This is a genomic window from Nitratireductor sp., assembly GCF_017794765.1.
Taxonomy (GTDB): domain Bacteria; phylum Pseudomonadota; class Alphaproteobacteria; order Rhizobiales; family Rhizobiaceae; genus Nitratireductor.
Map to the genome: position 1 here is coordinate 2623164 of NZ_CP051236.1, position 24195 is coordinate 2647358.

The following is a 24195-nucleotide window of genomic DNA, read 5'->3' on the forward strand; positions in this document are numbered from 1 at the left end:
AAGCAAGTTGTTTCTAAATGTTACGACAGCGGGAGCAGAGAACGGAAGACAATGCCCAATTCATACGCTGCAAATGGCCAGTCCTGCTCATTATCTGAGCAAACCTGTTCAAAGCGGCGGAATATCGCCTTCTTCCCAGGCCGTGCGGATTTCCGCTGATCGCTTGGCAAAGCGACCGGTTTCGATGGCGTCGCGGATATCCTGCATGAGAGACTGGTAGTATGCGAGGTTGTTCCAGGTGAGCAACATGCCGGCAAGCGACTCTCCTGCTTTCACCAGATGATGAAGATAGGCACGCGAATAATCCCGCGCAGCCGGGCAAGCGCTCTCTTCATCCAGCGGACGCGTATCCTCGGCATGGCGGGCATTCTTGAGGTTGATCTTGCCGCGCCGTGTGTAGGCAAGTCCATGCCGCCCCGCACGGGTGGGCATCACGCAATCGAACATATCGATGCCGCGCGCAACCGATTTCAAGATGTCGTCTGGGGTTCCAACGCCCATCAGATAGCGCGGTTTTTCGACCGGTAGAACCGGACAGGTGGCCTCGAGCATCTCGAGCATGACCGCCTGCGGTTCACCCACGGCCAGCCCGCCGACGGCATAGCCTTTCAGATCCATTGCAGCGAGAGCCTTCGCCGAACGCTCGCGCAAATGTGGCTTGTCTCCACCCTGGACGATGCCGAACATCGCTTTGCCAGATTGATTACCGAACGCCGACTTGCAGCGTTCCGCCCAGCGCAGAGACAGCTCCATGGCGCGTTCGATTTCGGCGTCTTCCGCCGGCAATGCAACACATTCATCGAGCTGCATCTGGATGTCTGAGCCGAGCAAGCCCTGAATCTCGATCGAGCGCTCGGGCGACATTTCAAACACCTGGCCATCCACATGCGAGCGGAAGGTAACGCCTTTTTCGGTGATTTTACGCAGGTCCGCCAACGACATGACCTGAAACCCGCCCGAATCCGTCAGGATGGGGTATGGCCAGCGCGCGAATTCGTGCAATCCACCAAGCCGCGCCATCCGCTCCGCACCCGGACGCAGCATAAGGTGGTACGTATTGCCGAGGATGATGTCCGCACCCAGGTCACGCACCTGATCCATATACATTGCCTTGACCGTGCCTGCGGTTCCCACCGGCATGAAGGCGGGGGTACGGATCGTACCGCGCGGCATGGAGATTTCGCCACGTCGGGCATCGCCATCCGTCGCCAGAAGGCGGAAGGTGAACTGGTCACTCACGACTGATCGTCCCTGAAAAGCAGGCTGGCATCACCATAGGAATAGAAGCGGTATTCATTGCGGATCGCATGATCATAGGCGCGCTTCATGGTCTCTGTTCCACAAAAGGCCGAAACGAGCATAAAAAGCGTCGAGCGCGGCAGATGAAAGTTCGTCATCAGGATATCAACCGTGCGGAAACGATATCCAGGCGTGATGAAGATGTCAGTCGCGCCTGACCATGCCTCAAGTGTCCCGGTGCGCTGTGACGCGCTTTCCAGGAGCCGCAACGAGGTGGTGCCTACCGAAACAATGCGCCCGCCCCGTTGCCGGACCGCCTTCAAGGCTTCCGCCGTCTCGGCATCCACCTCACCCCATTCGGAGTGCATCTTGTGGTCGTCCGTATCGTCAACCTTGACTGGGAGAAAGGTACCCGCTCCTACATGCAGGGTCACGAAATGGCGCTCGATCCCGGCTGTGTCCAGCGCCTGCATCAGTTCCGGGGTGAAATGGAGACCGGCCGTCGGTGCCGCAACCGCACCCTCTTCACGGGCATAAATCGTCTGGTAATCGACTTCATCGCGCTCGTCCTCTGCACGTTTGCCTGCGATATAGGGTGGCAGCGGCATGTAGCCCACAGCCGCGATCGCCTCGTCCAGAACCGGACCTGAGAAATCAAACACGAGGAGCGCTTCGCCCCCTTCGCCCTTTTCCGTTACTGTCGCTTCAAGCGTACCGAGGAAACAGCTTTCACCATCATGGCCAAACTGGATGCGCTCGCCTGCGTTCACGCGCTTTGCCGGCTTCAGGAATGCGCGCCAGCGATCCGGCCCTTCACGCATATGCAGCGTTGCCTCGATGCGCGCCTCGGTCTCCCCTCGCCGGCGAACACCACTGAGGCGGGCGGGAATGACCTTTGTGTCATTGAAAACCAGCGCATCGCCGGGCTGAAGTATTTCGGGAAGCTCCCGGACCACGTGATCGCTCAGGGCCCCGCCCTCGACCTTCAGAAGCCGTGCGGAATCGCGCGGACTGGCAGGTCGCAGCGCAATCCGCTCCTCCGGCAGCTCGAAATCAAAGATGTCTACACGCATCGCAAACCGGCCGGCAAACAGGACCGGGCGACCTTTCCGCCGCCCGGTATAAAAACTCAGGCAACGTCCGCCGCGACCCGCATGGAGATGATGGAGTCGGGCTCTGAGACCGGCTCGCCACGCTTGATCTTGTCGATGCTGTCCATGCCCTCGGTTACCTGCCCCCAGACAGAGTACTGTCGATCAAGCCAGGGTGCCTTGTCGAAGCAAATGAAGAACTGGGAGTTGGCGGAGTTCGGATTCTGCGACCGGGCCATCGAACAGGTACCGCGCTCATGGGCCATGTTTGAGAACTCGGCCTTGAGATCCGGCTTGTCAGATCCGCCCATGCCCGTGCCGGTCGGATCTCCTGTTTGCGCCATGAAACCATCGATGACGCGGTGGAAAACGATGCCATCGTAGAACTTGTCGCGCGTCAGTTCCTTGATGCGCTTCACATGTTCGGGAGCAACGTCCGGAAAGAGCTGGATGATGACCTTGCCCTTGGTCGTCTCCATCACGATGGTGTTTTCCGGATCCTTGATATCAGCCATTCTTAAACCTTTTCTATTGTCGATGCGCTTAATTCGCGTCGTCGCCTGCCATGCGTGCGCTCAGAATCCTGTCCGGGTTCTGCACCATACCGTTCTGCGCCGCGTCGCCCTTCTTTATCGCATCGACCAGTTCCATGCCCGATTCGACCTCACCGATCACCGTGTATTGTCCGTTCAGGTGCTCCGCAGGCGCAAACATAATGAAAAACTGAGAATTGGCGGAATTTGGATCCTGAGACCGCGCCATTCCGACGGTGCCGCGCGTGAATGCTGCCTCAGAGAACTCCGCCGGCAAATTTGGCTTGTCCGAACCACCGGTACCGACGAGCCGGGCATCAAAGCCGTCCTCGACATCGCCGTACTGAACATCACCCGTCTGCGCCATGAACCCGTCGATCACCCGATGGAAAGCGACATTGTCATAGGCCCCTTCCTCGACAAGGGCCTTGACCTGCTCAACGTGCTTCGGCGCAAGATCTGGCCGCAATGCGATGGTCACCTCACCGTTCCTGAGCTTTAAAATCATCGTATTCTCCGGCTCGGCGGCTGAAGCCATGCCGAGGCCGGCAATAAGGGCACCGACCACGAGCGCAGACGAAGCGAGCTTGCGAAGCTGCATAAAACTCTCCTTTTGGTTTCAGGCGGGGAATTTGGCCTTAAGCGCTGCCAGTACCACGGAAGGCACGAATGGCGCGATGTCTCCACCCATGGAAGCGATCTGACGGACAAGTGTGGCGGTAATGGTGCGCACGGACGGGCTGGCCGGCAAAAAAACCGTTTGCAGGTCCGGCGCCATGGTCTCGTTCATGCCGGCCATTTGCATCTCGTAGTCCAGATCCGTGCCGTCGCGCAGACCGCGGATCATGATCGAGGCACCCTGTGTGCGCGCGGCGTCGATCACCAGTTTGTCAAACGCCACGACCTCGATCCGCCCGGCGTCTTGACCCAATTCGGCCACCGCAGAACGCTCAATCAGCGAAACGCGCTCTTCGTAGCTGAAAAGCGGCTTTTTGCCCGGATGAACGCCGATCCCGACGACCACTTTGTCGGCCACAGTCAACGCACCCTTGAGCACATCGAGGTGGCCGTTTGTGAGAGGGTCGAATGACCCCGCATAGAAAGCTGTTCGCTCGGTCATGGCGTGCTTGTATCCATCTTAGCAGGCGTTGGCAATTCGCCAATCGCGCCTCTTGGGCTCGAGCCAGAACCACTTCGGCGGAAAAAGATGAACCACGCCTGAACGCCTCATTCAACAGCGGTTTGAACCAAATCGGCTAGTCAGGTCACCAATGCCTGCAGGGGCGCCGCGTTGAAGAATGAAACCAAATCGCGGCTCTCTACGTTAATAGACCAAAAGGAGACAAGCCATGCTGATCTTTACGCTCGCTGCCGCAATGACCGTCGCGATGCTGATTGCCACCGTCGTCGGTCTCCATGAAGAAGCCAGCCGCATCAAGCTGGAGAATCGCGTCCGCAGCTCTGCCAACCGTCGCTTTCATTAAACCCGAAGCGAGGCGGTGAAAAAGTCTGAGTTGGTACCGCAGCCGATCACTCTGCAGCACCATCTCCCTGTTCCGTAACCACTTCGCTCTCTACGGCTTCATCGCCTGTTGAAATTTCATCTTCGGTCTGCGTGTCCGAAATGCGCTCTACCGAAACCACCTTCTCGTCCTTTGCGGTATTGAAGATGGTAACACCCTTTGTGGCTCGGCTGGCAATACGTATTCCGTTCACCGGAACCCGGATAACCTGCCCGGCATTGGAAACCAGCATGATCTGATCGTCCTCCTCCACCGGGAATGCGGCAACCAAGGGGCCGATTTCATCGGTTTTGCTGACATCCGTGGCTCGAATGCCCTTGCCGCCTCGACCGGTCACCCTGAAATCATAACTTGAAGAACGTTTTCCGTAACCGAATTCGCTGACGGTCAAAACCATCTGTTCGCGAGCTTTCAGTTCCTCATAGCGTTCGGGCGAAAGGCTCTCTTCCTCTCCCAGTTCCTCATTGGTGAGAGCAACTTCTTCCTCATCCCCGTTCGCCTGCCTGCGTTCTGCCGCTGCCTGCTTCAGATAGGCGGCACGTGCGGCAGGGCTTGCTTCGACGTGGGAAAGTATCGCCATGGAGATTACGCGGTCGCCCTCTGCCAGATTGATGCCGCGCACGCCGATCGAATTGCGGCCTGCAAAGACGCGCACATCCGAGACACAGAAGCGGATGCACTGGCCCGAAGCTGCGGTCAGCAACACGTCATCATCCTCTGTACAGGTGTAGACACCGAGGATCTCGTCATTTGGATCGTCCAGCTTCATCGCAATCTTGCCGTTGCGATTGACCTGTACGAAATCTGAAAGCTTGTTGCGGCGCACCGTTCCCCGGGTGGTGGCGAACATGACGTCAAGCGCGCCCCAGCTTTCCTCGTCTTCAGGCAGCGGCATGATCGTCGTGATGCTTTCGCCCTCCTCCAGCGGCAGCATGTTGCGCAGAAACTTGCCGACGGATTGCGGCGTTCCGACCGGGAGGCGCCAGACCTTTTCCTTATAGACGATACCGCGCGAGGAGAAGAACAGAATGGGTGTGTGCGTGTTGGCGACAAACAGCCGCGTGACGAAATCCTCGTCCTTGGTCGACATGCCCGAACGGCCCTTGCCGCCCCGCGCCTGCGCCCGGTAGATCGATAGAGGCACGCGCTTGATATAACCTTTGCGGGTGACGGTGACCACCATGTCCTCGCGCTGGATCAGGTCCTCATCGTCGAGGTCTGCTCCACCTTCGGTGATTTCGGTCCGGCGAGGTGTGCCGAATTCGTCCCGTACGGCAATGAGTTCGTCTTTGACGATCTGCTGAATACGGGCGCGCGATGCCAGAATTTCCAGGTAATCGCTGATTTCTGCACCGATCTGGTTCAACTCGTCGGCGATTTCATCGCGACCGAGTGCTGTCAACCGCTGCAGACGCAGTTCGAGGATCGCGCGGGCCTGCTCCTCGGAAAGATTGTAGGTGCCATCCTCGTTGATCCGATGCCGCGGATCGTCGATCAGAAGGATCAGGGCTTCCACGTCAGCCGCGGGCCAACGACGCTCCATCAATTGCTCGCGCGCCGTCTGCGGATCCGGCGCATGGCGGATAAGCTTGATCACCTCGTCGATATTGGCGACAGCGATGGCAAGACCGACCAGCACATGCGCGCGGTCGCGCGCCTTGCGCAGCAGGTATTTGGTGCGGCGGCTGACGACGTCTTCGCGGAAATGGACAAAGGCCTTCAAGAGATCGAGCAGGTTCATCTGCTCAGGCTTACCGCCATTCAGCGCAACCATGTTCGCACCGAATGAAGTTTGCAGCGGCGTGAACCGATAAAGCTGGTTCAGCACGACATCGGCAACTGCATCGCGCTTCAACTCGACCACGACCCGATAGCCCTGGCGGTCGCTCTCGTCACGGATATCGGAGATACCCTCGATGCGCTTGTCGCGCACCAGTTCAGCCATCTTCTCGATCATCGAGGCCTTGTTGACCTGATAGGGTATTTCCGAGATCACGATGGCTTCACGATCGTTGCGCGCCGGCTCGATGGCCACCTTGCCGCGCATCATGATGGAGCCGCGGCCGGTTTCATAGGCACTGCGGATTCCGGACCGTCCGAGGATAAGGCCCCCGGTGGGGAAATCCGGCCCCGGAATCAGCTCCTGCAGTTCAGGCAGACTGATCGCCGGATTGTCGATCATGGCCACGCAGCCATTGATGACTTCCGACAGATTGTGCGGCGGAATGTTGGTCGCCATGCCAACCGCGATGCCACCGGAACCATTGACCAGAAGGTTCGGATAACGGGCCGGAAGCACTTTAGGTTCACTGCCGGACCCGTCATAGGTGTCCTGGAAGTCGACCGTTTCCTTGTCGATATCCTCGAGAAGCTCGTGGGCGCCCTTTGTCAACCGGGACTCGGTATAGCGCATCGCCGCCGGCGGATCGCCATCGATGGAACCGAAATTGCCCTGACCGTCGATCAGTGGCAGGCGCATGGACCAATGCTGCGCCATACGCACAAGCGCATCGTAGATCGCCGCATCTCCGTGAGGATGGTATTTACCCATCACATCGGCGACAGGACGTGCCGACTTCACATATTTGCGGTTCCAGTGATAGCCGCTTTCGTGCGAGGCGTAGAGAATGCGCCGGTGCACCGGTTTCAAACCGTCGCGCACATCCGGGAGTGCGCGGCTCACGATGACGCTCATCGCGTAATCGAGATAGGAGCGCTGCATCTCCTCGATGATGGAAATCGGCTCGATATCGTCGGGCTCGCCCGGTCCGGTCGGCGTTGTCTGGTCAGTCAAATCGGATCACACACAAAATAAGGAATCACTGACTTCTTATATATGAAACGCCATTGATTCTCCAATCGGAGCAGAGATTGGCGCAAAGGAAATCCAACGCAATTTCAGATGCATATGGCAGGTCTGTGAATGGAGGCACCGACAAATCGCCGCAGTCAGGCGCCTGGAGGTGGCAATCAGGGCTTTTCCGAACCCTCCTGGCTGGGCTAGACAGTCACAAGGGAGGACCCCATGTCAGGTTACGAGACCTTGTTCAACGCGTTCGTCACATTGCTCGTGACCGTGGACCCACCAGGTCTTGCGCCACTCTTTCTTGCGCTGACGGTCGGCATGAACCGTTCAGAGCGCAATCAGGTCGCCGTCCGCGCCGCAATCATCGGCTTCGCCGTTCTTGCGCTCTTCGGCGTGGCTGGCAGCGCCATACTTTCCGTTTTCGGCATCACACTTCCGGCGTTCCGCGTGGCCGGCGGTCTGCTTCTCTTCTTCATAGCGTTCGAGATGATTTTTGAACGCCGCCAGGAGCGCCACGAAAAAAGCGCCGAACGCGCCATCACCCGGGACATGATCCGAAATATTGCGGCATTTCCGCTGGCAATCCCCCTGATCGCCGGCCCCGGAGCGATTTCTGCCACCGTGCTTCTCTCCGGATCCTTCAGCGGCCTCACCGGAACCGCTACATTGCTGGCAATTCTTCTCACTACGATCGCCATTACCTACGCTGTGTTCACACTTGCAGAGCGCGTGGACCGCTTCCTCGGCGAGACAGGACGATCGATCCTGACAAGACTTCTGGGCGTGATACTTGCAGCTCTGGCCGTGCAGTTCGTCGCGGACGGCGCAAAGGCCCTGTTCCATGCGCCATAACGCAAGAAATCGAAAGAAAATGCCGGGAGTTGCGGAACACAACTGGAACATATAGAGTATGTTCTGGTTTTGTTTTTAACTGATTCTCGGTGGCTACCATGCTGACCCGCAAGCAGCACGAACTTCTCCTGTTCATTCATGAGCGCTTGAAGGAGACCGGAATTCCACCATCCTTCGACGAAATGAAGGAGGCGCTGGACCTTGCGTCCAAGTCGGGCATCCACCGGTTGATCACCGCCCTGGAAGAACGCGGCTTTATCCGCCGCCTTCCTAATCGCGCCCGTGCGCTCGAGGTGTTGCGCCTGCCCGATTCGATTGCGCCGGGCCTGAATGCCGGCGCACGCAGGTTTTCGCCGAGCGTCATTGAAGGCAGCCTCGGCAAAGCGCCACCATCCCAGCCCAAGCCGGCAGCCAGCAATGACGACTCTCTTGCCGGTGTCGTTTCGGTGCCGGTCATGGGGCGCATCGCTGCGGGTGTTCCGATCGATGCCATCCAGCACCAGACCCATTCCATCGCCGTCCCTCCGGACATGCTGAGCGGTGGTGACCACTATGCGCTGGAGGTCAAGGGCGATTCGATGATCGAGGCAGGCATCTTCGACGGCGACACCGTCATCATCCGCGAAACCCAGACTGCCAACCCCGGCGAGATCGTGGTTGCCCTTGTGGATCAGGAAGAAGCAACCCTGAAGCGCTTTCGGCGGAAGGGAGCGTCGATCGCCCTCGAGGCTGCCAATCCGGCATATGAAACACGGATATTCGGTCCTGACCGGGTCAAGGTTCAAGGGCGTCTGGTTGGCTTGATGCGCCGTTATTGACCTGCGGCGGAGAGGCATTTTTCCTCTCGCACATGGCTTCCTGAAACGTGAGTGTGGCCTGAAGCTTGAATGTGGAAGGAAGCCCGGGGTGTTGCCGATGCCTGCAGGTCAGGACGGGTTTTCTCGAAACAGTTCCTGCAACACATTCGGCAGCGTTTCAGGCAGGTCTTCGGCGATCAGACCGCGCCCGAGTGACCGACCGCATTCTGCGTGAATCCAGACGCCCGCGCATGCCGCTTCAAAAGCCGGCATCGCTTGAGCCATAAGGCTTGCGATTATCCCCGACAGTACATCGCCCGATCCGGCCGTTGCCAAGTGTGGCGTGGCGTTGACATTGATCGCCGCTCGCCCGTCGGGTGCCGCCACAATCGTATCAGGTCCCTTGAGCACAAGGGTCGCCCCGGATCGCACGGCCGCCTCCCGTGTTCGCTGCAGTTTCGAAGTTTCTGTTCCGTCGTGAAGATCGGGAAAAAGCCGGACGAATTCTCCCTCATGCGGGGTGAGAACAACCTTGCCGGCGGAAGCCCTGATCATGCCAAAAAACACATCCTGCATGCCGCCAAAGGCCGTGAGTGCGTCGGCATCGAAGACCAATCCGCTTGCGTCATTCGCCTTGTCGAGAAGAGCGCGTGCGAAACTGCGCGTTCGTCCCCCTGTGCCGGCGCCTGGCCCGAGAACGGTCCCGGTGGGTCCCCGGTCGACAAAAAAGGCCCGCAACTCGCTTACGGTGTCGGCTTTGCGCAGCATGATCGACGTCAAATGCATCGCATGAACCGAAAGCGCGTTGGCGGGCGAAAGAACCGTTACGGCCCCTGCCCCTGCGCGCGCCGCTGCCCGCGCAGCAAGTCGCGCCGCCCCTGTCGAGGTGGCCCCGCCAGAAATCACGGCCACATGACCGCGCGAATATTTGTGAGCGCTGACGCGAAGTTTCGGCAAGGCTTCCCGCCACAAAGCAGGCTGGTTTTCCCAAAGTGCCTGACCAACAGTATCAAGCGCGCTGTCTGCAATGCCTATATCCGCAACAACGAGATCACCGCACATTTGCCGCCCCGGCACGAGCAGATGTCCGGGCTTTTTGCGAAAGAAGGTGACGGTCAGATCCGCCGACAAGGCCGCGCCAAGTGGCTTTCCTGTCAATCCGCAAACACCTGAGGGCAGATCGATGGCGACCACAGCAAGCCCGCTGCTGCTTACCTTTCCGATGATCCCGGCCTCCATTTCTTCCAGGGGACGCGTCAGACCTGCGCCGAACAACGCATCCACCACAAGCCACCCTCGACTGGCTTCGAAAGCCGCCAATGGCTCCGGTTTAACCGGACAATCCATAAGTGCGATCGCGGCATCGCTGCCCGAGGCCGATTCGGCGTTGGCAAAAACGCGAACGCTCAGGCCTCGTTCTGTCAGGAGGCGCGCAACCACATAGCCGTCACCCCCATTGTTACCCGGGCCGCACAGGACGAGAAAGCCCTCCGCATCAGCATGACGAGCAAGGATTTCATCCACCACCGCCGCCCCCGCATTCTTCATGAGGCCATATCCGTCAAGCGCCCCCGCAGCGATCGCAGCGCGATCCACCCTGCGCATCTCTTCAGGCGTTAAAATCTCTAATTGCATCACATATTGCCGCTTTCTTCAGCGCATTGCATATTTTTTAAGCAGCCGCCAAACTGTACAGCGCACCGCATGTGTCCCTTGGTGCTTTTCAGAGGCACAGCACGCGATGTTTCGCTGCCTGAAAACCCGTGTGATTATGCCTTTCGGGAGGCACAATGCAGCGATTGGCACGGATCGTGCAAGACTCTGATCGGAGTTGGCATGTTTCGTGCTTTATTCGAACCGGAACAACAAGGGGCACGGGCTCACCGTTCCTGAACTCATTTGGAGGCCACCGAGGCATGAAAAAGGTCGAAGCGATCATCAAACCCTTCAAGCTCGACGAAGTGAAGGAAGCCCTTCAGGAAATCGGTCTTCAGGGCATAACTGTGATCGAAGCGAAGGGGTTCGGGCGCCAGAAAGGGCACACCGAGCTCTATCGCGGGGCAGAATATGTCGTCGACTTTCTCCCGAAGGTGAAGATCGAAGTCGTCCTGGCGGACGAAACCGTGGATGCTGCAATCGAGGCGATCCGCAAGGCTGCCCAGACCGGTCGCATCGGCGACGGGAAGATTTTCGTGACCAACGTGGAAGAAGTCATCCGCATCCGTACCGGCGAGACCGGTGCCGACGCCGTTTGATCCGCAATTATTCTCTTTCCCGGAACACCTCCGGGATCATCAGGCAAGACCATCGCAAATAGGAAGGCGAATATGACCACTGCACAAGACATCATGAAGCAGATCAAGGAAAACGACGTGAAGTTTGTCGATCTGCGCTTCACGGATCCCAAAGGCAAGCTGCAGCACGTCACCATGGATGTCTCCGCCGTGGATGAGGACATGTTCGCCGACGGCGTTATGTTCGACGGCTCGTCCATCGCCGGCTGGAAAGCCATCAATGAGTCCGACATGGTATTGATGCCGGAAACCGATACGGCCCATATGGACCCGTTCTTCGCCCAGTCGACCATGGCGATCTTCTGCGACATCCTCGACCCGATTTCGGGTGAGGCCTACAACCGCGACCCACGCGGAACGGCGAAGAAGGCAGAGGCCTTCCTGAAGTCGGAGGGGCTTGGCGACACCGTTTACATCGGCCCGGAGCCGGAGTTTTTCATCTTCGACGATGTGAAGTACAAGGCCGATCCGTACAACACCGGCTTCAAGCTCGACTCGAGCGAACTGCCAAGCAACGACGATGCCGAGTATGAGACAGGCAATCTTGGCCATCGTCCGCGCGTCAAGGGTGGTTATTTCCCGGTTCCTCCAATCGACTCGGCTCAGGACATGCGCTCGGAGATGCTGACGGTTCTCTCCGAGATGGGCGTGATCGTCGAAAAGCATCACCACGAGGTCGGCGCTGCCCAGCATGAGCTGGGCATCAAGTTCGAGACGTTGCTGAAGAGCGCGGACAGCGTTCAGAAGTTCAAATATGGCGTCCATCAGGTTGCCAACGCCTACGGCAAAACAGCCACTTTTATGCCGAAGCCCATCTATGGCGACAACGGCTCGGGCATGCATGTGCACCAGTCGATCTGGAAGGAAGGCAAGCCGACCTTCGCTGGCAACGAATATGCAGGCCTGTCGGAAAACTGCCTGTTCTATATCGGCGGCATCATCAAGCACGCCAAGGCTATCAACGCTTTCACCAACCCGATCACCAACTCTTACAAGCGTCTGGTTCCGGGTTTTGAAGCCCCGGTCTTGCTCGCCTACTCGGCCCGCAACCGCTCCGCTTCATGCCGCATTCCGTTTGGATCCTCACCAAAAGCCAAGCGCGTCGAGGTCCGCTTCCCCGACCCGGGCGCAAACCCTTATCTCGCCTTTGCAGCCATGCTGATGGCCGGCATCGACGGCATCAAGAACAAGATCCATCCCGGCCAGGCCATGGACAAGGATCTCTATGACCTGCCGCCGAAGGAGTTGAAGAAGGTCCCGACCGTCTGTGGCTCGCTGCGCGAAGCGTTGATGAGCCTCGACAAGGACCGTGGCTTCCTGAAAGCAGGCGGTGTGTTCGACGACGATCAGATCGATGCCTATATCGAACTGAAGATGGCGGAAGTGTTGCGTTATGAGATGACGCCGCACCCGGTCGAGTTCGAAATGTATTACTCGGTCTAATCGCTCCTCCCAAGGCGATTCCAGGGCTCCGTCCACGGACGGAGCCTTTTTTTTCAACCGTTTTCCTGCTGGTTCATCCAGCCCCGGGCCAGAGCGGGCAGATCGGCACGCTCACGAAAGGCGCGCGTCACTTCGCCAAACGCGAAGCGGATCGAGTTCTCCACGATTTCCCTGTCATGACGTTTCAGTTGATCGGCGATCGGCGCCCAACGGAAAAGCGCCTGAGGGCTCTCGGTGAAAGCCCCTCCATCGACGGCGACATTCTGCCAGTGGGTATCGGCGATGCGCTTTTCAAATGTTTCGCGCCATTCATCCACCGTTTCCGACTGGGGAAGTGCCTCGCGGTTGTGGGCGAGCCCCTGTGTATGGCAGTGGCGGGCAAGCGCGGACGCATCTTCCCGCTCCAATGCACCGTTGGAAGCAACCTTCGCGACGGTGTGAAGCGTGAGATCGGAGAGGCAGGCCGCGAAGACATGAAGTTTGGCCACGTTGATGGACTGGACGAAGACATCATCCTCGAACATCGACGGATAGCGCGTACCCATGCGCGCCTTCAGATAGCCGTAGAGCTTTTTCTGAGCGACAAACGAGGAACGCGTGGCAATGAAGGTGCAAAGCGCGTCCACCGTATCAATCGGCGCGTGGTCCCGTTTGAGCGTCAGTCTTGCCGCCGCTTCACGCAGAAACGCTACCCCCCTGGTCCACGCAATCCCCATAAGACATATCCTCCTGTCATACGACCAATGTCTCGATTTTCATTGCTCAGAAGATGCCCAATGCTTGAGACATGCCATTGTGATTCCTAATCCATAGAACCGCAATGGCGGCAGTTAACGACTTTCGTCGCTGACGTTTTTAGGGAGGAGGACACCATGTCCGCTAATGACGCAGGTGATGTGAGGGATCGTTACTGGGCCAAAACCAGGAACCTGACTATCGTGGTTCTGGCCTTGTGGGCTTTCTTCTCACTTGTCGTTCCAGCAATGGTTTCGACACTCAACGAATTCACATTTCTTGGCTTCCCCTTCGGCTTCTACATGATCGCCCAGGGTTCGCTGATCGCCTTCGTCGTCATCATCTGGGTGCAGAACTGGCGCCAGGATGCCATCGACGACGAGTTCGGCTTCGGCGAAGAAGAATAGGGAGGAACCGGCATGGCTTTGATTCAGGGACGGTTCATCGATAATATCGGCCGGGTGTATGCGATATACACCGGTGGGTTCCTTGCCTTCATCCTGTTGATGGCGGTTCTGGAACAATTAGGCGTGGGGGCCGACACGATCGGCATCCTGTTCGTCGCCTTCACCATCGCGATCTACGCCCTTATCGGGTGGCTTTCGCGCACCATGGAAGTGGACGCCTATTATGTAGCCGGGCGGCAGGTTCCCGCCGTTTATAACGGCATGGCGACCGCGGCCGACTGGATGTCTGGCGCATCGTTTGTCGCCCTTGCCGGCGGCGTCTATTTCGGCGGTTACGGCTATATGGCCTTCATCGTCGGCTGGACCGGTGGCTATGTTCTCGTCAACTCGCTGATGGCGCCTTATCTGCGCAAGTTCGGCTGCTACACGGTCCCGGACTTTATCGGCACCCGATATGGCGGCAATCTTGCGCGCCTGTGCGCCGTGATCGTTCTGGTCGTGGCATCCTTCACCTATGTGACGGCACAGATCAACGCAACCGGCACCATCGCCGCGCGCGCGCTTCACATTCCATTCTCTTATGGTGTCTGGTTCGGCCTTCTGGGCATCCTGTTATGTTCCATGCTCGGTGGCATGCGCGCCGTTACGTGGACGCAGGTGGCACAGTACATCGTGCTGATCATTGCCTATCTGGTTCCGGTGATCTGGATGTCAAATGCCCAGGGATTCGGTCTCATCCCGCATTTCACCTATGGCGAAGCGGCAGCAAACATGGCGAATTTCGAGGCCCAGTACGGCCTGAACCCGCCAGCCGAAGCCATACCCGGCCTCTCAGTGCTCACAACCCCGCATACCGGCCCGGTGGGTGACTATGCAGAATGGAAGTTCATCACACTCGCGCTGTGCATGATGTGCGGAACGGCTTCCCTGCCCCACATTCTGATGCGCTATTTCACAACCCCGACCGTGCGGTCGGCGCGCAAATCCGTGGCATGGTCGCTGCTGTTCATTTTCCTTCTGTACTTTACGGCACCGGCACTGGCGACACTCACCAAACTGCAGCTTCTTGATCCGAACCTGCCAACTGCCATCATCGGCAAGCCATTTGAAGAGGTGGCGTCGCTGGCATGGATTCAGAACTGGTCAAGTGTAGGCTTCCTTGCGATTGCCGACCAGAACGCTGACGGCATATTGCAGCTCAACGAGTTCTTCATGCGGCCTGACATCGTTGTGCTTGCGACACCAGAGATCGCGGGGCTTCCCTATGTGATTTCCGGCCTGGTGGCAGCCGGCGGCATGGCAGCAGCCATGTCAACCGCCGACGGTCTGCTTCTGGCGATCGCCAACGCGCTCAGCCACGATCTCTATTACAAGATGATCGATCCGAAAGCGGATACGGCGGTTCGGCTCATCGTTGCCCGCATCCTGCTCGTCGGCATCGGTGCCCTGGGCGCCCTGATCGCTTCGCTGCAGCTAACGGGCATCCTTGGTGCCGTGGCCTGGGCATTCTGCTTTGCCTGTTCCGGCCTTTTCTTCCCGCTCGCCCTCGGTGTGTGGTGGAAACGGGCGAACAGGCCTGGCGCGGTCGCCGGGATGGCCGCGGGCTTCATCGCAGGCAGCCTTTACCTCTATTATGTCTACACTGGCGGAGCGCCCTGGTTCGGTCTCGACCATCTGCGCTTCGGCATAGTCGGCATGGCGGTGAGCCTGGTTGCCATGGTTGTGGTAACGCTGCTCACACCAGCACCGGATGAAGAAATCCAGCGCATGGTGGAAGAAACCCGTGTGCCGACAGGCCCGGCTATCCTTTCGGACAAGCACTGACCACGTTATGGTCGCATATCGGGGGCGGGATAACCCGCCCCCGAATCGTGTCCTGGGAGAGACTTGATGCAGGAAAGCATGGCTGCATTTCCAATCTGGGTATTGGTACTGGACTACGTATTGGGCGTCATCATGTGGACGCTGATCGGGCGTGCTGCCATGGGCATTTTCCTGCCCGAAGACTCCAGCTTTTTCTTCATGCGCTTTTTCGTGCGCGTTACCAATCCGATACTGAAGCTGTTTCGGCCCATCACGCCGGGTTTCCTGCTGGAACCGCTGGTGCCAGTCTACGTCGCCTGGTTCTTCTTCATGATCCGGTTTTATTTGATGCCCTGGCTGCTTGGATACTCGGTCATGGGCATGCTCTCGTTCCCACTGGAAAGCGAAATCGCCGGCGTCATCTATCAGATGTTTGGGGGACGGTAGCCCCTGGCGAGAGCCCTGCTACCCGCATCAATCGAGCGCGGCCAGAAGCTTTGCGGCGGCCATCATGTCCCGTTCGCGAAAGGCGCGGCGCTGTGCAGCCTCGCCATCCTCTCCCCACATCGAGATGTTCCAGTCTTCGTCCACATGGGCGGCCTTCCACGCGGCCCGGGGGTCGAGTGCGCCGGCATCAACCGCAAGTGCCAGCAGCGCCGATCCCATCAAAGTGGTCATCACGTGCAGAGCGGCAAGCCGGAAGGGCTCGTTTTTCTGGCGTAGATAGGCGCTGACAGCGGCAACTGCCTCTCGGGGTTGCTCCACATGGATCACCCCCTCCGCCAGCACGAAATGCGCGCCGATATGTTCCTGAGCCCAGTCCAGAACCGGATCCCAGGCCTCTGCCTGCAATGCCACCAGTCGCTCCGGAGAAGCTGCACGGTAACAGACAAGATCGCCTGTGCTGTAGCGCAGAACATCCTCCAATACAGCCTGGCTGTGAACGGCAACGCCGTCTATCGCCGTGTTGACGAGCCGCGTCACAGGCATCGTTGCCGGGTCGATGTGCTCACCCTGCGCCTCGTATTCCGCAGCCACCAGAAGCGCTGTCGCCTCGTTGGGCAGAAGAACAGCGCCTGCCCCCGGGGTTCGGACTGTCTTGCCGTCGAGCCGAACCGCAAAACCACCCACCTCCTCGGCATTTACCGACACTTCCTTGTAGAACCGTCTGGGTAATGGTTTGCGAATGGTGCTCTGGGCTCGGCGGATCGGGTCGAGCTCCGCCGGGGTTTTTCCACTTTCAAGATCGTTCAAAAGGTCACGCATGGGCCTACATATAGTGTGTGTTTGTCTTTTCGCTATGCGGGTACGACGCGACGGCGCGGCCGATTGACCACGGTCAGTCCAAGCGCGATCAGACAGAGAGCCAGAAGGATTTTGATGGTCAGGGGTTCGCCCAAAAGGAGGCCGCCCGACATAACGCCAAAGACAGGCGTCAGGAATGCGAAACTGGAGAGCCCCGATGCCGGGTAACGACGCATCAGCCAGAACCAGACCAGATAGGTGAAGGAGACAACGAACACCGCCTGAAAAACCAGCGCGCCGGTTGCCAGAGCGCTTACCTCACGCAAAAGCGCCCCACCGAAAGGGATGAACGGAATAGTGACAACGGCAGAGACGGACAGCTGATAGAGCAGTGTCTTTTCCGCTCCCGCATTGGACAGGCTGGACTGCTTGATAACGACAATCGTTGCAGCCCACGCGATGCCTGCGACAAGACACAGAACATCGCCAAAGAGCGCATCGGGTCCCGGCAGGCTGAGACTGTCCGAGAAGACAAGCACGACGCCTGCAAAGGCAAGAAGAAGCCCGCCAAATTTCAGCGCCGACATCTTTTCGCCTAGGAAGAAGTGGCCGCCAAGCAGAACCCAGAACGGCATGGTGTTGAGCATCAGGGCTCCGCGAGCCGCTGATGTATAATCGAGGCCGAAGAAGACGAGGATGAATTCAAATCCGAACAGAAGGCCCGCCAGAACTCCGGGCCACAGAGTTCCGTCGCGCTCGAACAGGCGAATGCCACGATAGCGGCACCACAGGAAGACGAGCAGTGTGGCCACGGCTGACCGCAGAAACATGGACAACATCGGGTTGAAACCGATATTGGCCAACTTGATGGCAACTTGATTGACGCCCCATGTCAGGGTCAGACCGAGCATGATGATGGTGGCGAACGCGTCAATTGCATCGTGGCGGCCGGAAGTCGAACCGGGAGAGAGCGCCGTCATGTGCCCTCCTCTGCGGATGCTTCATCAAACCCGAGAAGGTTCCAGCTCTGGCGCATATGGGGAGACAGCGGCGCCGTCACATCGATCTTGCCACCACCAGGGTTCGGAATGATGATGCGGCGCGCATGCAGATGCAGGCGCTTCTGGATGCCGCCGGGAAACTCCCAGTTCTGGTCCGCCTCAAAATATTTGGGATCACCGATGATCGGGCACCCGATATGAGCTGCGTGAACACGAAGCTGGTGCGTGCGGCCCGTATAGGGTTCCATCTCCAGCCAGGAGAGCTCAGACCCCGCACGCTCCACCACACGATAGTTCGAGACCGCGTGATCGGAATCCGGTTCGCCATGTTTGACCACACGCATGCGGTCTCCCTCCGGCGTCTGCTCCTTTGCAAGCCAGGTAGAGATGCGCGCCTCATCCCTGTTGGGTACACCCTTCACGAGTGCCCAATAGGTCTTTTTTGTATCACGCGCGCGAAAAGCTTCGGCGAGCCGCATGGCCGCCTGGCGGGTACGCGCCACCACAAGCACGCCCGACGTGTCACGGTCAAGGCGATGCACCAGGCGCGGCTTCTCGCCCTTCTTGTTGCGGAGCGCTTCCAGCATGCCATCCACGTGGCGGTTCACGCCCGAACCACCCTGAACGGCAAGGCCGGCCGGCTTGTTGAACACAAAAACCTTGGGGTCTTCGTAAAGCAGCATCTGTGAAAGCGCTTCGGCATCGCCGGTATTGCGCAGGCTGTGGGCGGTGGCCTGTCCATCGCCCTTGCGGTCCACATCGAGAGGAGGCACGCGCACCACCTGCCCTGGCTCAAGACGGGTATCGGCCTTGGCGCGGCTGCCACTCACGCGGATCTGGCCGGAGCGCAGGAGCTTTTGCAAATGGCCGAAACCGAGGCCTGGGAAATGCGTCTTGAACCAACGGTCAAGCCGCATACCACCTTCGTCCCTGTCCACTTCGATCTGCTGTACGCCAGCCATTTCACCTATCCATTAAAAATCATCGCCTCAGGCGAAATGCCGAACCAGATAAAGCCCCGCGAACAGTGCGGCTATGGCGCCGCAGACGCTCAAGAGCACATAAGATGCGGCCAGAAACCCCTCGCCCCGTTCCCATAAAACGGCAACATCGAGCGAAAAGGCCGAAAACGTCGTGAACCCACCGAGCAGCCCTGTCGCCATGAACAGTCGCAATTCCGGCGAAGCGCCTGCCCGTCGTGCAAGCCACTCGACGAACACCCCCATCACGAACGAGCCGACCAGATTGACCGTCAGCGTTCCCCAGGGAAAGGCAGCCCCAAGCAACCGCATGGCAGCAAGGCCGGTCAGATGTCTCAGGCTGGCACCGATTGCCCCGCCGGCAGCAACGATCAGCAGATGGTTCATGTCGCCCTTTTCGCAGAAGTTGCGCAAAAATCAACAAGCGTTGACATCACGGCTCTCCCCGCTCCTTGCGCAGCCGCGCCCAATAGTCCAGCCGCTTGCGAACCTCGCGTTCGAAACCGCGCTCCGGCGGGTCGTAATAGCGCCTGCGCCCCATCTCTTCGGGAAAGTAGTTTTGCCCGGAGAACGCATCCGGCTGATCGTGATCATAGGCATAACCGGCCCCGTAACCGGTCTCCTTCATGAGTTTGGTCGGCGCGTTGAGGATGTGCTTCGGTGGAAGCAGGGACCCATTGGCCTTCGCATCGGCAAAGGCCTGCTTGAAAGCGGTGTAGACGCCATTCGATTTCGGTGCCGTCGCCAGATAGACACACGCTTGCGCCAGAGCGAGCTCGCCCTCCGGCGATCCGAGATACTCGTAGGCGTCCTTGGCCGCATTGGCGATGACAAGAGCCTGCGGGTCGGCAAGACCGATGTCTTCCACAGCCATGCGCACCAGCCTGCGGCCGATGTAAAGCGGCGTCTCGCCCGCATCGAACATGCGGCAAAGATAATAGAGCGCGGCGTCGGGATCGGATCCGCGCACGGATTTGTGCAGGGCGGAAATCAGATTGTAGTGCCCATCCTGCCCCTTGTCGTAGACGGGCGCACGGCGCTGGGCGACACGCTGCAGCCCCTCCGCATCGAATACCTCGCCTTCACGAGCGGCACGCCACACTTCCTCGGCAAGCGTCAGCGAAGCACGTCCGTCACCATCGGCCATGCGTACCAAAACCGCCCGCGCTTCTTCATCCAGTGGCAGAGGTTTTTCTTCCAGCGCTTCAGCGCGTTCGAGCAGGCGCGAGAGGCTCTCGGACCCAAGTGTGTTGAAATTCAGCACACGCGCCCGCGACAAGAGAGCGGCGTTGAGCTCAAAAGACGGGTTTTCCGTCGTCGCTCCGACGAGCACGACAGTGCCATCCTCCATCACCGGCAAAAAGGAATCCTGCTGCGAGCGATTGAAGCGATGGATTTCGTCGACGAACAAAAGCGTCTGCCGCCCCTGACTTCGCCTGAGACGGGCCGCCTCGAACACCTTCTTCAAGTCGGCAACGCCTGAGAAGATCGCCGAGATCTGCTCGAAGGCCAGATCCGTTTCACCCGCCAGAAGGCGCGCGACGGTGGTCTTGCCGGTACCCGGTGGGCCCCAGAAGATGAGTGATCCCAACGAGCGGCTTGCGATCATCCGGGTGAGAACCCCGTCGGGGCCTGTCAGGTGCTCCTGCCCCACCACCTCTTCGAGCTTTTGTGGACGCAGGCGATCAGCCAGCGGGCGGCTGACGCGCAAGCCGCTTTCATCGGGATTGGAAAAGAGATCACTCATCGGTTATTCATCGAACAGGCAGATCAGAAGCGCAGGCGCTGACGCAGTATGCGCCCGTCCCGCTCAACGGCAAAGGCCCAGCGGCGGCTTGTATCGCCCGCGACGACCCGCATCGTCTCCACATCCTCAATGTCGATACCATTGACTTCACGGATAATATCGCCCGGGCGCAAACCTACGCTGGCCGCGGGTGAACGCCGGTCGACCTCCAGAATGACGACCCCCTTCTTGTTCAGGGGCAGTTTCAGACGCTGGGCGAGACGCGGCTCGAGGGTGGCGACCGCCGCTCCGGCAAATGGCCCCCGCCCTTCAAGCGTGATAGGCGCCGGTCCATCGCCATCGGACAGGCGCTCGAGCTCGAAGCCCAGTTCCAGCGTCTGCCCGTCGCGCAACACGCCAATGACACCTTCTTCCTCGAGCGGATGCGTGACGAGGCGATACTCAAGCGCATCGGGATGTTGAATATCAGCGCCATCCATGGCGACCACCACATCGCCGGGACGCAGACCGGCGCGCTCGGCAGGACTGTCCGGTGCCACTTCACGGACCAGTGCGCCAACGGGACGATCCATGCCAAGCGCCTCGGCAATCTGCGCCGTTACCGGGTCGAAGGACGCACCGAAGAAGGGTCGCTCAAAGGTCTCCGCACCAGAAAGAGCTGCGTTCACCACCGCTCGCACCATGTTGGCAGGAATTGCAAAACCGATGCCGATGGAACCGCCGCTGCGGCTGACAATGGCCGTATTGATGCCGATAACCTGGCCGCGCATGTCGATCAGTGCACCGCCGGAATTGCCGGGGTTGATGGCCGCATCGGTCTGGATGAAGAAACCGAAATCGGACACGCCCACATGACTGCGCGCGAGCGCTGAAACGATGCCGCTGGTTGTTGTCTGGCCGACACCGAAGGGATTGCCGATGGCAAGCACGAGGTCACCCACTTCCAGACGGTCGGAATCCCCCAATCCAACGGCCGGAAAGGCTTCATCGCCGGAAATCTTCAGGACCGCGAGATCGAGCGCCTTGTCCTTCAGCAGGATCTCGCTTTCAAACTCCCGCCCGTCAGCAAGCGCAACTTTGACCTCATCGGCATCGCTGATGACGTGATTGTTGGTCACGATCACGCCGCTCGGGTCGACAAGCACGCCGGAGCCGAGGGAAGAACGCACCCGCGGCGGCATCTGCGGACGGCCAAAAAACTGTTCGAAGAATGGATCGCCCATGAAAGGCGAACGCACCTGAACGGTGGAAGAAGCGTAGACGTTCACCACGGCAGGCGAAGTTTCCTTGACCAGCGGCGCGAAGGACAACTGAATATCGGCCCGTCCGAACGGAACCCGGCGCTCTGTCCCCCCATCCCGTGGGACAGCGAGCTCGTTGCGCGCATCCCCACTTAACAGATCGGACAGAAATCCGCGCAGGGTCCCCCCCTCATCCTGCTGCGCCTGAACCGAGCCCGTTAAAACGGTCCCGGCAAAAGACGCCAAAAGAACGACGCTTAGGAAAACAGAACGCATCCGCATATGCCTGGCCTCTATCCGATTCTCGAAAATGCAAATGATTGAGCACTGACGCAAAAAGCTTTTCTCAGAGCATTGTGCACATTGAAAGGCTCTGCCCCAGGAAGAACAGAAACTGCGCAACAAAAAAGGGGCCACGGAGCCCCTTTTTCAAGAACGTTCAAGGCAAGCCGGAATTACGCGGCTTCCGCCTCTTCGTTGCCGCCCTCGGCTTCAACACGCGCACGGTCTGCAGCGCCCTTCGCCTCGACATCGCGGTCGACGAACTCGATGACAGCCATCGGTGCATTGTCGCCATGGCGGAAGCCCGCCTTCATGATGCGGGTGTAGCCGCCGTTGCGCTCAGCGTAGCGCGGAGCAAGCGTGTCGAACAGGCGCTTGACCAGGCTTTCGTCGCGAATGGCCGAAATGGCCTGCCGACGGGCGTGCAGGTCGCCGCGCTTGCCGAGCGTCACCAGCTTCTCCACGATCGGGCGAAGTTCTTTCGCCTTGGGCAGAGTGGTGACGATCTGTTCATGTTCGATCAGTGAAGCCGCCATATTGGCAAAAAGCGCCTTGCGGTGGCTTGCCGTCCTGTTCAGCTTGCGGCCGGATTTTCCGTGACGCATGGCCTTTCTCCTTCAATCCCCGTCGCCCGAACCTTGCGGGCTTTGCGGGCCTAGTATTGGTCTTCGTAACGCTTGGCGAGTTCTTCGATGTTTTCCGGCGGCCAGTCCTCGACATCCATGCCGAGGTGGAGCCCCATCGAAGCCAGCACTTCCTTGATTTCGTTGAGCGACTTGCGGCCGAAATTCGGCGTGCGCAGCATCTCGGCTTCCGTCTTCTGGATCAGGTCGCCGATGTAAACGATGTTGTCGTTCTTCAGGCAGTTTGCAGAGCGAACCGAAAGTTCCAGCTCGTCCACCTTCTTGAGAAGTGCCGGATTGAAGGCAAGCTCGGCCACCTGTTCAGCGGGCTGCTCCTTCTGCGGCTCTTCAAAGTTGACGAACAGCGCAAGCTGGTCCTGCAGGATGCGTGCAGCGAAAGCCACTGCGTCCTCGCCCGTCACCGAACCGTTGGTCTCGATGGTCATGGTAAGCTTGTCATAGTCGAGAACCTGGCCCTCACGGGTGTTTTCGACCTTGTAGGACACCTTCTTTACCGGCGAGTAAAGGCTGTCGACCGGGATCAGACCGATGGGCGCATCTTCGGCACGGTTGCGCTCGGCCGGCACATAGCCCTTGCCGTTGTCGACCGTGAATTCCATGCGGATTTCCGCTCCCTCGTCCAGCGTGCACAGCACGTGGTCGGGGTTGAGAACCTCCACATCGCCAACAGTCTGGATATCGCCAGCCGTCACGGTGCCGGGTCCCTGCTTGCGCACAACCATGCGCTTGGGTCCCTCGCCCTCCATCGACAGCGCGATTTCCTTGATGTTCAGGACGATGTCCGTCACATCTTCGCGCACGCCGGGGATCGACGAGAATTCGTGCAGAACACCGTCAATCTGCACGGCGGTCACAGCCGCGCCGCGCAGTGACGAAAGCAGCACGCGCCGCAGCGCATTGCCGAGCGTCAGGCCAAAGCCACGCTCAAGAGGCTCAGCCACCAGCGTGGTGACCGTGCGGCCCTTGGACGAAAACTCGACCTTGTTCGGCTTGATAAGCTCTTGCCAGTTCTTCTGGATCATTCCGGGTTCCTTCCGTTACCCCGCCACCATCCATTCGTGACGGGCGCTCTGGAAACCACAGAGGAGCGCCATAACGCTCTTGCGGAAAACTCTGATTAAACGCGGCGCTTCTTGCGTGGACGGCAACCATTGTGCGGGATCGGCGTCACATCGCGAATGGAGGTGATGGTGAAGCCTGCCGCCTGCAGCGCGCGAAGCGCGGACTCGCGACCCGAACCAGGGCCGGAAACCTCGACTTCAAGCGTGCGCATGCCATGTTCGGCAGCCTTGCGCGCGCAATCTTCCGCAGCAACCTGGGCGGCAAACGGCGTCGACTTACGCGAGCCCTTGAACCCCTGTGCGCCTGCAGACGACCAGGCAATCGCATTACCCTGCGCATCCGTGATGGTGATCATCGTGTTGTTGAAGCTCGAATTGACATGAGCAACACCCGACGAGATATTCTTGCGTTCGCGACGCCGAACGCGTGCGGCTTCCTTAGCCATATTGTTCCTTTCAGTCGATCTCTAC

General features: G+C 59.1%; 25 protein-coding genes. 8 read left to right on the forward strand and 17 right to left on the reverse strand.

The features are described 5' to 3' along the window. Positions 1-108 precede the first annotated feature (108 nt). The 5 genes from tgt to coaD form a co-directional block, all read right to left on the reverse strand. Positions 109-1239 (reverse strand): tRNA guanosine(34) transglycosylase Tgt, encoded by a 1131-nt coding sequence (gene tgt, locus HF949_RS12415; RefSeq protein ID WP_292895721.1) that lies wholly within the window; start codon positions 1237-1239, stop codon positions 109-111. After that, the gene (gene queA, locus HF949_RS12420) at positions 1236-2312 is read right to left on the reverse strand and encodes a tRNA preQ1(34) S-adenosylmethionine ribosyltransferase-isomerase QueA (RefSeq protein ID WP_292895723.1); all 1077 of its coding nucleotides are present in this window, start codon (positions 2310-2312) and stop codon (positions 1236-1238) included. The genes tgt and queA overlap by 4 nt, the downstream gene beginning before the upstream one ends. Before the next feature lie 56 nt (positions 2313-2368). Further along, positions 2369-2845 carry a peptidylprolyl isomerase gene (locus HF949_RS12425; RefSeq protein ID WP_292895725.1) on the reverse strand — a complete coding sequence of 159 codons (477 nt, stop codon included), beginning with the start codon at positions 2843-2845 and terminating at the stop codon, positions 2369-2371. Positions 2846-2873: 28 nt separating this feature from the next. Further along, positions 2874-3401 carry a peptidylprolyl isomerase gene (locus HF949_RS12430; RefSeq protein ID WP_292900162.1) on the reverse strand — a complete coding sequence of 176 codons (528 nt, stop codon included), beginning with the start codon at positions 3399-3401 and terminating at the stop codon, positions 2874-2876. A gap of 81 nt (positions 3402-3482) precedes the next feature. Next, the gene (coaD, locus tag HF949_RS12435) at positions 3483-3983 is read right to left on the reverse strand and encodes a pantetheine-phosphate adenylyltransferase (protein WP_292895727.1); all 501 of its coding nucleotides are present in this window, start codon (positions 3981-3983) and stop codon (positions 3483-3485) included. Between the two features lie 229 nt (positions 3984-4212). On the opposite strand from coaD, the gene HF949_RS12440 reads away from it, so the two are divergent. After that, positions 4213-4347 (forward strand): hypothetical protein, encoded by a 135-nt coding sequence (locus tag HF949_RS12440; protein ID WP_255663312.1) that lies wholly within the window; start codon positions 4213-4215, stop codon positions 4345-4347. Between the two features lie 46 nt (positions 4348-4393). On the opposite strand, the gene gyrA is transcribed toward HF949_RS12440, so the two are convergent. Next, positions 4394-7180, reverse strand: a complete 2787-nt coding sequence (gene gyrA, locus HF949_RS12445) for a DNA gyrase subunit A (protein WP_292895729.1) — start codon at positions 7178-7180, stop codon at positions 4394-4396. Positions 7181-7411: 231 nt separating this feature from the next. Here gyrA and HF949_RS12450 point away from each other — a divergent pair, with 231 nt between their 5' ends. Both HF949_RS12450 and lexA read left to right on the forward strand, forming a co-directional pair. After that, a complete protein-coding gene (locus HF949_RS12450; RefSeq protein ID WP_292895731.1) occupies positions 7412-8044 on the forward strand; it encodes a MarC family protein in 633 nt (210 codons plus the stop codon). Positions 8045-8142: 98 nt separating this feature from the next. After that, the gene (gene lexA, locus HF949_RS12455; RefSeq protein WP_292895733.1) at positions 8143-8862 is read left to right on the forward strand and encodes a transcriptional repressor LexA; all 720 of its coding nucleotides are present in this window, start codon (positions 8143-8145) and stop codon (positions 8860-8862) included. A gap of 108 nt (positions 8863-8970) precedes the next feature. Here lexA and HF949_RS12460 read toward each other — a convergent pair whose 3' ends face one another. Continuing rightward, a complete protein-coding gene (locus HF949_RS12460) occupies positions 8971-10476 on the reverse strand; it encodes an NAD(P)H-hydrate dehydratase (protein WP_292895735.1) in 1506 nt (501 codons plus the stop codon). A gap of 281 nt (positions 10477-10757) precedes the next feature. Between HF949_RS12460 and HF949_RS12465 the strand changes: the two genes are divergently transcribed. Next, positions 10758-11096 (forward strand): P-II family nitrogen regulator, encoded by a 339-nt coding sequence (locus HF949_RS12465; RefSeq protein ID WP_292895737.1) that lies wholly within the window; start codon positions 10758-10760, stop codon positions 11094-11096. A gap of 72 nt (positions 11097-11168) precedes the next feature. Further along, positions 11169-12578 carry a type I glutamate--ammonia ligase gene (gene glnA / locus HF949_RS12470; RefSeq protein WP_292895739.1) on the forward strand — a complete coding sequence of 470 codons (1410 nt, stop codon included), beginning with the start codon at positions 11169-11171 and terminating at the stop codon, positions 12576-12578. Positions 12579-12631: 53 nt separating this feature from the next. Here the strand turns inward: glnA and HF949_RS12475 are convergent, their stop codons facing one another. After that, positions 12632-13294 (reverse strand): hypothetical protein, encoded by a 663-nt coding sequence (locus HF949_RS12475; protein WP_292895740.1) that lies wholly within the window; start codon positions 13292-13294, stop codon positions 12632-12634. Between the two features lie 156 nt (positions 13295-13450). Here HF949_RS12475 and HF949_RS12480 point away from each other — a divergent pair, with 156 nt between their 5' ends. From HF949_RS12480 to HF949_RS12490, 3 genes are all read left to right on the forward strand, one after another. Then, positions 13451-13720: a DUF4212 domain-containing protein gene (locus tag HF949_RS12480; RefSeq protein ID WP_292895741.1), complete on the forward strand. Its 270-nt coding sequence runs from the start codon at positions 13451-13453 to the stop codon at positions 13718-13720. A 12-nt stretch (positions 13721-13732) separates the two neighbouring features. Beyond that, the gene (locus HF949_RS12485) at positions 13733-15544 is read left to right on the forward strand and encodes a sodium:solute symporter family protein (protein ID WP_292895742.1); all 1812 of its coding nucleotides are present in this window, start codon (positions 13733-13735) and stop codon (positions 15542-15544) included. 78 nt (positions 15545-15622) lie between these two features. Further along, the gene (locus HF949_RS12490) at positions 15623-15970 is read left to right on the forward strand and encodes a YggT family protein (RefSeq protein ID WP_292895743.1); all 348 of its coding nucleotides are present in this window, start codon (positions 15623-15625) and stop codon (positions 15968-15970) included. Positions 15971-15997: 27 nt separating this feature from the next. On the opposite strand, the gene HF949_RS12495 is transcribed toward HF949_RS12490, so the two are convergent. The 9 genes from HF949_RS12495 to rpsK form a co-directional block, all read right to left on the reverse strand. Continuing rightward, positions 15998-16789 (reverse strand): ATP12 family chaperone protein, encoded by a 792-nt coding sequence (locus tag HF949_RS12495; protein ID WP_292895744.1) that lies wholly within the window; start codon positions 16787-16789, stop codon positions 15998-16000. A gap of 32 nt (positions 16790-16821) precedes the next feature. Next, positions 16822-17748, reverse strand: a complete 927-nt coding sequence (locus tag HF949_RS12500; RefSeq protein WP_292895745.1) for a DMT family transporter — start codon at positions 17746-17748, stop codon at positions 16822-16824. Then, the gene (locus tag HF949_RS12505) at positions 17745-18731 is read right to left on the reverse strand and encodes an RluA family pseudouridine synthase (protein WP_292895746.1); all 987 of its coding nucleotides are present in this window, start codon (positions 18729-18731) and stop codon (positions 17745-17747) included. The genes HF949_RS12500 and HF949_RS12505 overlap by 4 nt, the downstream gene beginning before the upstream one ends. A 27-nt stretch (positions 18732-18758) precedes the next feature. Continuing rightward, the gene (crcB, locus tag HF949_RS12510; protein WP_292895747.1) at positions 18759-19136 is read right to left on the reverse strand and encodes a fluoride efflux transporter CrcB; all 378 of its coding nucleotides are present in this window, start codon (positions 19134-19136) and stop codon (positions 18759-18761) included. A gap of 46 nt (positions 19137-19182) precedes the next feature. Continuing rightward, entirely contained in the window at positions 19183-20496 is a 1314-nt protein-coding gene (locus HF949_RS12515; RefSeq protein WP_292895748.1) for a replication-associated recombination protein A, read from the reverse strand. A gap of 23 nt (positions 20497-20519) precedes the next feature. Next, positions 20520-22013: a DegQ family serine endoprotease gene (locus tag HF949_RS12520; RefSeq protein WP_292895749.1), complete on the reverse strand. Its 1494-nt coding sequence runs from the start codon at positions 22011-22013 to the stop codon at positions 20520-20522. A 179-nt stretch (positions 22014-22192) separates the two neighbouring features. Continuing rightward, positions 22193-22624: a 50S ribosomal protein L17 gene (rplQ, locus tag HF949_RS12525; protein WP_292895750.1), complete on the reverse strand. Its 432-nt coding sequence runs from the start codon at positions 22622-22624 to the stop codon at positions 22193-22195. A 50-nt stretch (positions 22625-22674) separates the two neighbouring features. Continuing rightward, positions 22675-23685, reverse strand: coding sequence for a DNA-directed RNA polymerase subunit alpha (locus HF949_RS12530; RefSeq protein WP_229446824.1), 1011 nt, complete (start codon positions 23683-23685; stop codon positions 22675-22677). Between the two features lie 95 nt (positions 23686-23780). Then, on the reverse strand, positions 23781-24170 hold the full coding sequence (gene rpsK, locus HF949_RS12535; protein WP_007009537.1) for a 30S ribosomal protein S11: 390 nt from the start codon (positions 24168-24170) through the stop codon (positions 23781-23783). Positions 24171-24195 lie beyond the last annotated feature (25 nt).